This window comes from Alkalicoccobacillus murimartini (assembly GCF_030813245.1).
GTDB lineage: Bacteria > Bacillota > Bacilli > Bacillales > Bacillaceae_D > Alkalicoccobacillus > Alkalicoccobacillus murimartini.
Genome location: NZ_JAUSUA010000002.1, coordinates 50,069 through 62,263 on the forward strand (window position 1 = coordinate 50,069; position 12,195 = coordinate 62,263).

The 12,195-nt window shown below is 41.7% G+C and carries 13 protein-coding genes and 1 pseudogene; 4 read left to right on the plus strand and 10 right to left on the minus strand.

Going from position 1 to position 12,195, the window contains the following annotated elements:
- Nucleotides 1-37: 37 nt before the first annotated feature.
- The 3 genes from J2S05_RS06835 to J2S05_RS06845 all read right to left on the minus strand — a co-directional run bounded on the left by J2S05_RS06835 (nucleotide 38) and on the right by J2S05_RS06845 (nucleotide 2,629).
- The gene (locus J2S05_RS06835; protein WP_306981234.1) at nucleotides 38-1,765 is read right to left on the minus strand and encodes a PTS mannitol-specific transporter subunit IIBC; all 1,728 of its coding nucleotides are present in this window, start codon (nucleotides 1,763-1,765) and stop codon (nucleotides 38-40) included.
- Nucleotides 1,766-2,036: 271 nt separating this feature from the next.
- The gene (locus J2S05_RS06840) at nucleotides 2,037-2,390 is read right to left on the minus strand and encodes a HesB/IscA family protein (protein ID WP_306981236.1); all 354 of its coding nucleotides are present in this window, start codon (nucleotides 2,388-2,390) and stop codon (nucleotides 2,037-2,039) included.
- A 56-nt stretch (nucleotides 2,391-2,446) separates the two neighbouring features.
- Nucleotides 2,447-2,629, minus strand: coding sequence for an aspartyl-phosphate phosphatase Spo0E family protein (locus J2S05_RS06845; RefSeq protein WP_306981238.1), 183 nt, complete (start codon nucleotides 2,627-2,629; stop codon nucleotides 2,447-2,449).
- A gap of 266 nt (nucleotides 2,630-2,895) precedes the next feature.
- Here J2S05_RS06845 and mqnE point away from each other — a divergent pair, with 266 nt between their 5' ends.
- A complete protein-coding gene (gene mqnE / locus J2S05_RS06850) occupies nucleotides 2,896-3,990 on the plus strand; it encodes an aminofutalosine synthase MqnE (RefSeq protein WP_306981240.1) in 1,095 nt (364 codons plus the stop codon).
- A 747-nt stretch (nucleotides 3,991-4,737) separates the two neighbouring features.
- Here mqnE and dapF read toward each other — a convergent pair.
- The 3 genes from dapF to J2S05_RS06865 form a co-directional block, all read right to left on the minus strand.
- The gene (gene dapF / locus J2S05_RS06855) at nucleotides 4,738-5,586 is read right to left on the minus strand and encodes a diaminopimelate epimerase (RefSeq protein WP_306981241.1); all 849 of its coding nucleotides are present in this window, start codon (nucleotides 5,584-5,586) and stop codon (nucleotides 4,738-4,740) included.
- On the minus strand, nucleotides 5,586-5,834 hold the full coding sequence (locus J2S05_RS06860) for a hypothetical protein (RefSeq protein ID WP_306981243.1): 249 nt from the start codon (nucleotides 5,832-5,834) through the stop codon (nucleotides 5,586-5,588). The genes dapF and J2S05_RS06860 overlap by 1 nt, the downstream gene beginning before the upstream one ends.
- Nucleotides 5,835-5,910: 76 nt before the next feature.
- Nucleotides 5,911-6,147 carry a YuzB family protein gene (locus tag J2S05_RS06865; protein WP_306981245.1) on the minus strand — a complete coding sequence of 79 codons (237 nt, stop codon included), beginning with the start codon at nucleotides 6,145-6,147 and terminating at the stop codon, nucleotides 5,911-5,913.
- Between the two features lie 146 nt (nucleotides 6,148-6,293).
- Here J2S05_RS06865 and J2S05_RS06870 point away from each other — a divergent pair.
- Together J2S05_RS06870 and J2S05_RS06875 are read left to right on the plus strand one after the other, a co-directional pair.
- Nucleotides 6,294-6,455 (plus strand): annotated as a pseudogene (locus tag J2S05_RS06870) (TetR/AcrR family transcriptional regulator); the annotation flags it as partial.
- A 411-nt stretch (nucleotides 6,456-6,866) separates the two neighbouring features.
- Nucleotides 6,867-7,931, plus strand: a complete 1,065-nt coding sequence (locus tag J2S05_RS06875; protein WP_306982633.1) for an NAD(P)/FAD-dependent oxidoreductase — start codon at nucleotides 6,867-6,869, stop codon at nucleotides 7,929-7,931.
- Between the two features lie 1,211 nt (nucleotides 7,932-9,142).
- On the opposite strand, the gene J2S05_RS06880 is transcribed toward J2S05_RS06875, so the two are convergent.
- Entirely contained in the window at nucleotides 9,143-9,454 is a 312-nt protein-coding gene (locus tag J2S05_RS06880; RefSeq protein ID WP_370873615.1) for a YuzD family protein, read from the minus strand.
- A gap of 179 nt (nucleotides 9,455-9,633) precedes the next feature.
- Between J2S05_RS06880 and J2S05_RS06885 the strand changes: the two genes are divergently transcribed.
- Nucleotides 9,634-9,873: a NifU family protein gene (locus J2S05_RS06885; protein WP_203088335.1), complete on the plus strand. Its 240-nt coding sequence runs from the start codon at nucleotides 9,634-9,636 to the stop codon at nucleotides 9,871-9,873.
- Between the two features lie 45 nt (nucleotides 9,874-9,918).
- On the opposite strand, the gene J2S05_RS06890 is transcribed toward J2S05_RS06885, so the two are convergent.
- The 3 genes from J2S05_RS06890 to thrC form a co-directional block, all read right to left on the minus strand.
- Nucleotides 9,919-10,149, minus strand: a complete 231-nt coding sequence (locus J2S05_RS06890) for a transcriptional regulator SplA domain-containing protein (protein WP_306981247.1) — start codon at nucleotides 10,147-10,149, stop codon at nucleotides 9,919-9,921.
- 70 nt (nucleotides 10,150-10,219) lie between these two features.
- On the minus strand, nucleotides 10,220-11,131 hold the full coding sequence (thrB, locus tag J2S05_RS06895) for a homoserine kinase (RefSeq protein WP_306981248.1): 912 nt from the start codon (nucleotides 11,129-11,131) through the stop codon (nucleotides 10,220-10,222).
- A complete protein-coding gene (thrC, locus tag J2S05_RS06900; protein ID WP_306981249.1) occupies nucleotides 11,131-12,195 on the minus strand; it encodes a threonine synthase in 1,065 nt (354 codons plus the stop codon). The genes thrB and thrC overlap by 1 nt, the downstream gene beginning before the upstream one ends.

Here is a 12,195-nt window from a genome sequence, read left to right on the forward strand (position 1 = left end):
TGCCCCCTCCTCTCTTTTTGTCTTATTTCAAATTGTCTTATTTCAAACGATTAATAAACTCGTCATACTTTGGACTGTTCATAAAGTTCTCTACTGAAATGTGCTCAGCAGCTGGTTGCTTTTGTTTCGCACGATCTGTTAAGTCCTTATGAGTGAAAACAACATCAGCATCTTCAGGAATATTACTAATAGATGTGTTTGAAACAGCTACATCTAGATCAGCTTTTTTCACTTTATTCTTAAGAATGGAAGCACCCATGGCACTTGATCCCATCCCCGCATCACAAGCAAAGATTACTTTTTTAATTTCATCTTTAGACTTTTGACCGCCTGCCGCTGGAGCAGAAGATTCGCTACCTCCATTTTGAAGGTCTTCTACAATTTCATTATAACGCGGACTGTTCATAAAGTTCTCTACAGAAACGTGAATCGCATTTGATTTCTTTGCTTTTGCACGGTCCGTGAGATCTTTGTGCGTAATAATCAAATCAGCGTCATCCGGAATATTACTAATAGATGTGTTTATAACCTCTGTATCAAGACCCGCTTTCTTCACACGATCACGCATAATGGAAGCACCCATCGCACTTGATCCCATACCTGCATCACAAGCGAAGACAATTTTGTTTACATTCGCGTAAGAAGTTGCGCCTGATCCGGAAAGAGTAGAAGATACACCGCTCTTTTTCCCTTTCATCGCTTCCATCTTACTTGTAGCATCCGCTAAATCTTCTTCACCTTTACGGTCAAATTTAAGAATAATTGAACCAATGACAAACGATACGGCTGCTGCAGATAACACACCAGCAAGAACACCTAAGTGGTCACCGGGAGCTGCTAGACCCATAATCGGAATAATACTTCCTGGAGAAGCTGGACTTACAAGACCTACGTCAAACAGTGTAAACATGAATACTCCAGTCATACCACCAAAGATAACTGCAATAAACATAAGTGGTTTCATTAGAACGTAAGGGAAATAAATTTCATGAATTCCACCGACGAAATGAATAATACCTGCGCCATATGCAGACGCTTTTGAAGCTCCTTTACCAAAGATCATAAATGCTAATAGAATCCCAAGACCTGGACCCGGATTTGCTTCTAATAGATAAAAGATTGATTTACCCGTCTCAGCATAATCATTTAATGCTAATGGAGTAAGAATTCCGTGGTTAATCGCATTGTTTAAGAACATAATTTTAGCTGGCTCAATAACGATACTTGCTAAAGGAAGAAGTCCCCATCCAATAATAGCGTCCGCTCCAACACCCATTACATATGTTAGACCAGAAACAAGTGGAGCAATTCCTAATGAACCAAAACAAGCTAGAAGGGCTGCCAAAATACCAGCAGAGAAGTTATTAACAAGCATTTCAAACCCTTGTTTTACTTTACCATCTAATGCTTGGTCAACCTTCTTGATTAAGTAACCACCTAGTGGACCCATAATCATCGCACCAATAAACATTGGTACATCTGTTGCAGCAATAACACCCATTGCTGCTGTGGCACCTACAACCCCGCCTCGGAAGTCATGAATCATACGTCCACCTGTATAAGCAATAAGTAAAGGCAATAGATAGAAAATCATTGGTTCAACCATATCACCAAGGAATTCAATTCCTAATGATTCTCCAAAAAATGCATTGATTGCTGTAATGATACCCCATGCAATAAAAGCACCAATATTCGGCATAATCATGCCACTCAAGTTACTACCAAACTTCTGAACCTTCGAACGAATGCTGGTTTTTTCAGCCATCACTGTTCCCCCTTTTTACATATGAATGATATAAATGCTATTTCATATCCTTATTTTATACGCTTGTAAACGCTTCATTCAACCAAATGTTCATACAGTTTCGTCACAACGACCCGCGACAAGATTTAATAACTATAGACCTATGTAATTGTCAAACTTGTCTCACTTTTATCGTTTCCCTATATTGTTCTCACTTAACCATAAAAAAACCCACTTAACAGATAAACTGTTAAGCAGGATTAGAGTTGTATTCATTATTAAATTTCAATCTTTAGCAATCACCAGGTGCCCCAGCATTTGTTGCTGTTCGGAATGAAGTACCACAACCACATGATGCGATCGCATTAGGGTTATCAATTGTAAACCCTCCACCCATCATGTTCTGCTTATAATCTATCACTAATCCTTTTATGACTGGTGCACTTTCCTCGTCCACTAGTACAGTGAGCCCGTTAATTTCTACTTTTGTATCTTCAGCCGTTTGTTCGTTATCAAAACCCATTCCGTAAGAGAGCCCACTACATCCGCCACCCTTAACTCCGACTCGAAGCATCAACGTATCATCTTCTTCAGCTGTCATCATTTCTTTGATATGACTAACCGCTGCATCTGTTAATGTAATCATAATTGACCTCCTAACGTTTCACTATATGTTTATTATAGTACGATAGGTGCACAATCTCAACCAACCTGCCTGTCTTTGCTCATTCGAGCCAACAAACCAGTATGAAGCTTATCTAACTCCTGACTAAAAAAAAGAACCTGAGGATGATTCAAACCAAGCTTGCCTGCAGCTTGAAGCATTTTTTCTCGAGTGTGTTCAATCTGATCCTTGTAAGATTCGACCGTACCAAAACTGCTCATAGCCAATCCTCCTCTTTTATCCAGTAAAAAGGAAACTTGTTACTTTTAGTCTACTGAAATATACCTGCATTTGCAAGAAGCTTTCCATAAAACAAATAGAATATATAATTTATTCTTCTAGAGATCGACAATAAGGCTCAAGTCTTTTAATCAGTAGACGACGGTAGTATAATAGTGAGAGATTACACATTATCAAGATAAGTCAAATAGAATGTAATCCAGCTGGCCCATTAGGAAGGTCAACTAGAGAGCAGGAGATGAATAACATGAGTATATTGTTAACAGATACAAAGTTGGAAGGTATTAAGGAAAAAGTTTTACACGGTGAAAGATTATCGATTGAAGATGGTCTATATTTATACGAAACTCCAGATCTTCTTGGTGTAGCTCAATTAGCCAACCAAGTAAACCTTAAGAAAAACGGAGACAATGTCTATTTTATTCAAAATATGTACATTAATCCAACCAACGTGTGTGAAGCATCATGTAGCTTCTGCGGATTCAAACGTAAGCCTGGGCAAGAAGGCGCTTATACGATGGATTCAGAAGCTCTACTAAAATACGTTGGAGAACGTTGGAATGACAACATTCGTGAGTTTCATATTGTTGGAGGTCATAACGTCGAAGTAGGATTCGAATACTATCTTGATACCATTCGTACCCTTAAGAAGCATTATCCTAGTGCAACCGTTAAGGCATATACTGGCGCTGAAATTGAATTCTTCTCTCGTATTTCAGGACTAAGTATGAAGAATGTACTAGAAGAACTTATTAAAGCTGGACTTGATACACTTCCTGGTGGCGGTGCTGAAATTCTAACTGAAAACTATCGTGCGAAGATGAGCCCAGACAAAGCATCTACAGACCAGTGGCTTGAAGCACACGAAATTGCTCACTCACTAGGCTTACGTACTCACGCAACCATGTTATACGGATCAATTGAATCAAAAGAAGAACGCTTGATTCATATGGATCGTGTACGTCAACTCCAAGACCGCACAAACGGCTTTATGGTATTTATCCCATTAGCTATGCAGCCACGGAGCGTGAATGCCAACCTAAAACGCAGAACATCAGCATTTGATGATATGCGCACACTTGCAATCAGCCGCCTAATGTTAGATAACTTTGATCATATCAAAGCATACTGGATTAACATTGGTGTTCAACTAACACAAATGGCCCTTACCTTTGGATCAAGTGATATTCACGGTACACTTATTGAAGAGCGTATCTCACATTCTGTTGGAGCACTAACTTCAGCAGGAATTACCCGTGATGAACTTATCCACTTAATTAAAAGTGCCAACAAAACACCAATTGAACGCGATACATTCTACAATGTGATCAAAACATACTAAAACGTATCTTATAAGAAAGAAAACGCAGCGGACATGATGTCCGTTGCGTTTTTTGTATTTTGTGAGGGTGGTTCTTGGTGGAACTGTGTGCTTTCTTGGTGCTGGGGTGGTTTCTTTTGGTAAGGGTCTTCTCTTCTTGGTAGATCCCTATGTTGCTTGGTGCTTGAGCGTTTTCTCTTGGTAAGGGTCTTCTCTTCTTGGTAGGTCCCTGTGTTGCTTGGTGCTGGTGCGTTTCCTCTTGGTAAGGGTCTTCTCTTCTTAGTAGATCTATGTGCTTCTTGGTACTTGAGCGTTTCCTCTTGGTAAGCTCTCTTTTCGTGGTAAATCTTCATCCTTCTTGCTGCTTGAGCGTTCCGTCTTGGAAAGGGCCTTCTCTTCTTGGTAGATCTCCATGTTTCTTGATGCTAGAGCATTTCCCCTTGATAAAGACCTTCTCTCCTTGGTATATCTCCATACTTCTTGGTGCTCAAGCATTCGCTCTTGATAAGATCTCTCTCTTCTTGATAGATCTCCGTACTTCTTGGTACTTGAGCGGTTCCTCTTGATAAGCTCTCTCTTCTTGATGAATCTCCGTATTTCTTGGTGCCGGAGCACTTCCCCTTGATAAAGGTTCTTCTCTTCTTGATATTTCATCATACTTCTTGGTGCTTGAGCCTTTCCTTCTAAGTAGGCTCATTCTTCTTGATAAAATCCCATACTTCCTGACCCAAGAGCACCTCATCTTTAATAAGATACCTCAGTTCGAGCTTATAAAAGCCATTCCCCCTCAAAAATAGTCTCTGCTGCGCCATTCATTAACACATCGCCATTTTCTAACCAGGTAATCATTAAATCTCCACCTAACAAATGGACGGTGATTTCTTTGCCTCGTTGCGAGTGTCCGTTTAAAATGGACGCCACAGCAGCAGCGCATGCTCCCGTTCCACATGCTTGTGTAATGCCTGTTCCACGTTCCCAAACCCGAAAGTGTAGCTCATCGTTAGTAACAACTTCTACATACTCCACATTCACCCATTCCGGGAAGCGTTCGTGCTTCTCTAACGCTGGACCTACTTCGTATAGAGGAATGTTTTCAATATCCTCTGTAAAAATAACAGCATGTGGATTTCCCATAGATACTGCCGTTAGCTTTATTTCCTTGTCCTGCAAAACAAAGGTTTCATTTACTACCTGATCCACTGCGGAACCACTCATAGGGATTTCGGCTCTACTCAATCGAGGAGCACCCATATTTATAGTGACTGTGGGTACTTGGTTGTTCGCATCTGGATGAACCGTCGCCTCCACCAATCCACCTTTGGTTTCGATTTTAAATACTTTCTGATCAACATAGTTATGCTCGTAAGCGAACTTGGCCACACAGCGCAAACCATTTCCACAGTTCATCGCTTCCGATCCATCATTGTTAAAGACCCTCATGCTGACATCTGCTGAATCAGATGGCCCAATCAAGATCATCCCATCTGAACCAATGCCTTTATTCTTGTCCGCTAGTTTGACCGCCAACTCAGGCAATGTGTCTTCATCTAACGTTTCTTTAAATAAATCAATATAAATATAGCTGTTTCCTAGTCCATGCATTTTCGTAAATTTCATTATGAGCGATCCTCCCTCAACGACTGATTTGTCCAAAAGTAATCTTCATCCGCTTCAAGAATCGTTAACCTTGCGTGACAACAAGGTAAATTCAACTGCTTTTTGATTCCTTCCTTCGCTTCTTCTAAATCCCTTATTTTCATATGAGTTAAGACTTGATCCTCACCACAGAAAGGACATTCATGAAGGTATATATCTTGATATTGCTTTTCATAGGGCCATGAATTAGCAAAAGGGATAATTGACATACTATGCGGCCTCCTTCTTTAATTGCGCAAAAAAGCTTCTAGTCTCCGGCTAGAAGCAAGACGACGATCTATACAGTTAAAACATTGGATTCTCTTCAAGAAAAACATATATATTGTTCACTAGCTCATCTGCCGTTTCACCCGACACATACTCACCATTTACGAGAGCAAATGGTTCCATAGCACAGGCGCCGCAGTGGCTTAAACATCCATAATCTAATATATCCAAGTTAGGATCTTTTTCAAGCTGTTCCATCGCACCTTGAGACACACTCGCAAGATTGCTGAAACAGAACTCTATAATTGGTCTCATGTCTTCACCTCAAATTCTACCTATAGACTACCTTTTAGGAAAAAAGAAGTCAATGAAGAGTCACTACTTGACAGATTAACCTTGTTTTCTACATGAATGGTCGGTATAATTTGAAAATGACCGGGGTCATTTAAGGAGAGAGGCAAGTGAAACAGAAAGTAAAAAAAGTCGAAACAAAGGAACGAATTGAAAACGCTGCATTATCACTTTTTCGGGAAAAAGGGTTTGATCGAACTACGGTTCAAGAGATTACAACTTTAGCACATGTTGCCAAAGGAACTTTTTTTAATTACTTTCCGACAAAAGAATCCATTATGCACTCCTTAGCGAAAGAACGACTTTCGGGTGTCATGAGGCATATTCAACAATACCCTCAAAATCAATTGCAGCTTTCCAGACGCATTCATTCCTATTTATATTTTATCTTAAACGATTATGACCAACATCCAACGCTGACCATTCAGATCTGGCGCTTTGTCTTAGATGACGAGCAGCTACTTCTATCACATTGGAGAGAAATCATTCAAGCTGCGATTGTTCGCGAAGAGCTTTTGCCTGACACAGTTGTTGATCTCTGGTCACATATTATTCATTCCCATGTTTCATACGGTATTCACCTGTACTCTAAAGAACCCACACGCACACAATTACTGAATCGCGTAATGACTTTGGTCGATGCAAGCTTATCAGCCATTACTGCGAAAAGGAGTTCACCTAAAATGGAAAAACTAGTTATTCTCGGTGCCGGTTACGGTGGTATGCGTGTCATGCAACGCCTTCTACCCAATGACCTTCCAGAAAATGTAGAAATTACGTTAATTGACCGCTTACCCTACCACTGTCTGAAAACTGAATATTATGCTCTAGCTGCTGGGACTGCCGCTGATCATCACTTACGCGTGGCATTCCCCGAGGACTCTCGCTTAAAGATAACCTACGCTAACGTCAAAGCTGTTCAGCTTGAAGAGAAATCTGTTTTGCTCGAAAGCGGTGAATCCATTCCTTACGATAAACTTATTGTTGGACTTGGATGTGAGGACAAATATCACGGAGTTCCTGGTGCCAAAGAGCACGCTTATGGCATTCAAACCATGGGGGCCACACGAAAAACCTATGAAGCCATAAATAATGTTCGACCTGAAGGCGTAGTTTCCATTGTAGGTGGTGGCTTAAGTGGAGTCGAATTAGCAAGCGAACTTCGAGAAAGCCGACCTGACTTGACCATAAAATTATTTGACCGTGGGGAGATCATCCTCTCTGCTTTTCCACGAAAGCTTAGTACCTATGTACAAGGATGGTTCCTTGAACACGGTGTTGAAATTATTAATAAATCGAACATTACCAAAGTTGAACCAGATGCGATCTATAATCATGACGATCGAATTGAAGCAGATGCTGTCATCTGGACAGCCGGAGTTCAACCTGTTGATGTCGTTAGAAATCTAGACGTCGCAAAAGATTCTTCAGGCCGTGTCGAGCTCACACCACAACATTTTCTTCCTAATAATGAAGATGTATTTATCGTTGGTGACTGTGCGAGCCTGCCTCATGCACCAAGCGCCCAATTAGCAGAGGGGCAGGCCGAACAAATCGTTCAGATGCTGAAATTACAGTGGAAGGGCGAAACGTTACCCGAACAGCTACCAAAAATTAAGCTGAAGGGTGTACTAGGATCTCTAGGCAAGAAGCACGGATTCGGACTCATGGGCGAGCGAACATTACTCGGACGAGTTCCCCGCGTTCTTAAAAGCGGCGTGCTCTGGATGTACAAATATCATTCCTAATGAACTATATTCAAAAGGCGAGAGCATCTTGAGATGCCCTCGCCTTTTTTGGTGTCAATAGAGTTTGGAGCCTTGATTTCAAACCTAGATCAGGATCGCTCTTGATATGTGTGATTTCTCTCTTGCTAAAATTCGCTTGGCTCTTTGTATAGTGGTCTAGCTCTTGGCCTTTCCTGATTGAGCTTGGTATTTTCATCTTCTCTCTTGATATCCAGTGCTCGCTCTTGGTCTTTTCAGTCTAGGCTTGGTGTTTCCGTGTTCTCTCTTGATGCCGGTCTTCCGCTCTTTCTAAATCCAGATCCTTCTTGATATCCCGCTGCTCTCTCTTCGTATCTCATACACCCTTATTTAAATCGAAAAATGAACATTTTTCTTCCTTACATCTCTTGATTTAAGAACTAAATCAGGACCGGTCTTGATATGTATGATTTCCCTCTTACTAAACATTGCATGGCTCTTTGTATAGAGATCCGGATCTTGGTCTTTCCAGAATGAGCTTGATGTCACAATGTTCTCTCTTGATATCCAGTGCTCGCTCTTAGTGTTTCCAGTCTCGGCTTGGTGTTTCCGTGTTCTCTCTTGATACCGCTCTCCAGCTCTTTCTAAATCCAGATCCTTCTTGATAGCCCGCTGCTCTCTCTTCGTACCTCACCCATCCTTATTCAAATCGAAAAATGAACATTTTTCTTCCTTACATCTCTTGATTTCAAACCTTAATTAAGATCGCTCTTGATATGTTAAATTCCTTCTTACTAAACATCGCATGGCTCTTTGTATGGAGGTCTGGCTCTTGGCATTTCCTGATTCAGCTTGGTATTTTCCTCTTCTCTCTTGATATCCAGTCCTCGCTCTTGGTCTTTCCAGTCTCAGCTTGGTGTTTCCGTGTTCTCTCTTGATATCGAACTCTAGCTCTTTCTAAATCCTAAATCAAGATCGCTCTTGATAAATTTAATTCCCTCTTACTAAATCCCGCATGGCTCTTTGTATCAACTTCTGGCTCTTGGTCTTTCCTGATCCAACTTGGTATCGCCACGTTCTCTCTTTATATCCACTGCCAGCTCTTGGTATTTCCGTTCTCGGCTTGGTGTCCCCTCATTTTCTCTTAACACCCCGCACACGCTCTTACTAAATCCCGTTCTATCTTGATATCCAACTTTTCCTCCAACACAAAAACCCCTCATCCAAAACAAGGGGTTTTCATCCAATGTGATTTAAAGAGCCGCTTCAAGCTTGGCAGAAACGGTTTTAAGATTTGGATTTCCTTCTGCTATGACTTCACCGTTTAGTACAACGAGTGGGTAAAAATATTCGTCGTTTAAGATGGCTTCGGCAAAGGATTCCTGTTCTTCTCCTTTTGGTTGTTCTATATCTACGTAAAGAACGGTTAGGCCTGCTTCTGGGAATTTTCTTATCAAGGCAGCTTCTAGCCATTCCTTTGTTTCTAATGCGCTTGGTAAATGTACGCAACTTGCACACTTTTGTTCGGCACCATATACGGTCATTGTGATTCCGATTATCCTCACACCCTCTCCTTTGCAGATTACATAAAAAAGAGAGAACATTCAATAAAAGAATCTTCAAAGTTGGCTTGATTTCAAGGTTTTATTGCCTTACTTGAGAACATTTCTCGAAAAATCATTCAGGATGATGGATTTTTTTCGTTCAGACGATTATAATAGGGGCTAGAAAGGAGTGTTGACCCATGGAAACAAGTACTGACATGTTAGAAGAAGTACAAGAAGTATTGGAGAAGCTTCGTCCTTTTTTACTTCGTGATGGTGGAGATGTTGAGCTAGTAGGAATTGAAGATGGAATTGTTCGCGTTCGTCTTTTAGGCGCTTGCGGATCATGCCCAAGTTCAACGATCACCCTGAAAGCTGGAATCGAACGCGCGCTTCTTGAGGAAGTGCCGGGAGTAAAAGAGCTAGAGCAAGTATTTTAATAAAGATGAAACGCCTGGTCTATATAGACCAGGCGTTTTTTTTGATTACATCATAAACTGATCGTATAGTTGTTCAGCTGATTCATAGGTTGCAAAGATGGCATCGTCTTCTTCAATCGGATGGTAATAATCGTAGAGAAGCAAAGACAATACAGATGGGTCCATCGGATCTCTCGCGATTGTAGCTTCTTGAATCGTCGCTACAGTTGGTGTGTGTGGATTCCTGTAGATAATATAAACGGACTGCCCTTCGTATAAGCTATTTACATCTAACATCTCAACCACCTCCAGCCTATTTGAGTTCAGCCGTAGTATATGCAGATATTATGTAAATATTCCTAATACGTTAATCGAGTGAACGATTAGTTAATTGGACACCGTCTGGAGCAGGGCTTAGTACATCAATTTCAACTTCGCCAAATGCCAACCTCATTTTTTCGGATACTTGTTTTCCATCGCCTTGTTTCGTGATACAAAGTATGGTTGGTCCGGCTCCACTTAAGGCTGCCCCATAAATATCTTCTTCGCTTGCAGCATAGGTTAATACTTTATCCAATATAGGAATTAATTGTTTCCGATAAGGCTGATGGTACAAATCCTCGCCCATCATCTCACCTGCTAACTCCCAATTATTAGTCAAGACAGCTGCGGTCAACATGTTACCAATGCTTCCTGCCTGTACAGCCTTTGCAAAAGGAAGTTCAGCTGGTAGAACATTTCGAGCTGTTTTAGTCATCACTTCTTCTTTTGGAATGATACAGACTAAATCAAGCTTTGGAACGCCTGCAGGAATAACTCTGGTAAACGCGTCACTATGTGTACCGATGACTAAACCTCCGTACACAGAGGCTGCTACGTTATCAGGATGACCTTCCCATAAACTTGCGATACGTACTTTTTCCTCGTTTGAAACTGCTTCCGTATGAAAATAACAACCAAGCTCAATACCTGCTACGATTGCCGCCGCACTGCTCCCAAGTCCACGTGCTAATGGAATGTTACTTGTCATCTCCACTTGGCATGGGGGAATACGTATGCCGAATAATTGTCCGACATATTTAGCGACTTCACATACAAGATTGTCTTCACCTGGTGGAATACCCACCAAGTCAGCTGAATGTGAATGAAACGACCATGATTTTGCAGTGCGCACGTCTAGCTCCAGGTATCTACTAACAGCCATTCCGATTGAATCAAACCCAGGTCCCAGATTAGCGGTACTGCCTGGAACCTTGATTAAAAAGGATGATTCGCTCATTAGCCTGTCACACCTTGTTTAAGGTGAGCAAGGAAGGCTTCTTTTTCGTTTGGAAGCAGTGTTGGTTTAACCTTCACGCTCTCAATGGCTGTGGCTGGATCTTTTAATCCATTACCTGTCAGCACGCAGACAACCTTAGATCCTGGCTTGATTTCACCTGAATCAATCTGTTTCTTTAGACCTGCAAGGGATGCAGCTGAAGCCGGTTCGGCAAATACGCCTTCTTTTGTAGCTAATGTTTGATACGCTTCAATAATTTCCTCATCTGTTACAAAGTCAATCTTACCGTTCGACTCGTTTACTGCTGAAATTGCCTTATCCCAGCTAGCAGGATTTCCGATACGAATGGCTGTAGCAATGGTTTCAGGTTCTTCGATGATCTCGTCTCGAACAATAGCCGCTGCCCCTTCCGCTTCAAACCCTCTCATTTGCGGAAGTCCAGTGCCTTTTGCTTCATGATACTCTTTGAAGCCTTTCCAGTATGCCGTAATGTTTCCGGCGTTCCCTACTGGAATACATAACACATCTGGCGCTTGTCCTAGAGCATCACATACTTCGAAAGCCGCCGTTTTTTGACCTTCAATTCGGTAAGGGTTCACTGAATTTACAAGTGTAATCGGCTCAACCTCGCTGATTGCACGCACAATCTCTAGGGCGTGATCAAAGTTTCCTTTAATCTCTAGCACCTCAGCTCCATACATGACGGCCTGTGCTAACTTCCCAAGAGCGATCTTGCCTTCTGGAATTACTACGATACAACGAAGCCCTGCGCGCGCGCCGTATGCTGCAGCTGCTGCTGAGGTGTTACCTGTAGAAGCACAAATGATGGCTTTGCTGCCTTCTTCTTTGGCTTTAGCAACGGCCATGACCATGCCTCGATCTTTAAATGATCCAGTAGGATTAGCGCCCTCGTATTTGACGTGAATATCTACGCCCCATTCCTTAGAAAGCCTCTCTAACGGTACAAGTGGTGTATTCCCTTCCGATAACGATAGAGATGGTGTATCTTCTGAGACAGGCAGATATTCCTGATATTCTTTAATAAGACCCTTCCAGCTACTCAT

What these genes read in the sequence shown, in the direction of transcription:
- J2S05_RS06835 (WP_306981234.1), bottom strand. Translation starts at nt 1,765, where the DNA reads ATGGCTGAAAAAACCAGCATTCGTTCGAAGGTTCAGAAGTTTGGTAGT.
- J2S05_RS06840 (WP_306981236.1), bottom strand. Translation starts at nt 2,390, where the DNA reads ATGATTACATTAACAGATGCAGCGGTTAGTCATATCAAAGAAATGATG.
- J2S05_RS06845 (WP_306981238.1), bottom strand. Translation starts at nt 2,629, where the DNA reads ATGAGCAGTTTTGGTACGGTCGAATCTTACAAGGATCAGATTGAACAC.
- mqnE (WP_306981240.1), top strand. Translation starts at nt 2,896, where the DNA reads ATGAGTATATTGTTAACAGATACAAAGTTGGAAGGTATTAAGGAAAAA.
- dapF (WP_306981241.1), bottom strand. Translation starts at nt 5,586, where the DNA reads ATGAAATTTACGAAAATGCATGGACTAGGAAACAGCTATATTTATATT.
- J2S05_RS06860 (WP_306981243.1), bottom strand. Translation starts at nt 5,834, where the DNA reads ATGTCAATTATCCCTTTTGCTAATTCATGGCCCTATGAAAAGCAATAT.
- J2S05_RS06865 (WP_306981245.1), bottom strand. Translation starts at nt 6,147, where the DNA reads ATGAGACCAATTATAGAGTTCTGTTTCAGCAATCTTGCGAGTGTGTCT.
- J2S05_RS06875 (WP_306982633.1), top strand. Translation starts at nt 6,867, where the DNA reads ATGGAAAAACTAGTTATTCTCGGTGCCGGTTACGGTGGTATGCGTGTC.
- J2S05_RS06885 (WP_203088335.1), top strand. Translation starts at nt 9,634, where the DNA reads ATGGAAACAAGTACTGACATGTTAGAAGAAGTACAAGAAGTATTGGAG.
- J2S05_RS06890 (WP_306981247.1), bottom strand. Translation starts at nt 10,149, where the DNA reads ATGTTAGATGTAAATAGCTTATACGAAGGGCAGTCCGTTTATATTATC.
- thrB (WP_306981248.1), bottom strand. Translation starts at nt 11,131, where the DNA reads ATGAGCGAATCATCCTTTTTAATCAAGGTTCCAGGCAGTACCGCTAAT.
- thrC (WP_306981249.1), bottom strand. Translation starts at nt 12,195, where the DNA reads ATGAGTAGCTGGAAGGGTCTTATTAAAGAATATCAGGAATATCTGCCT.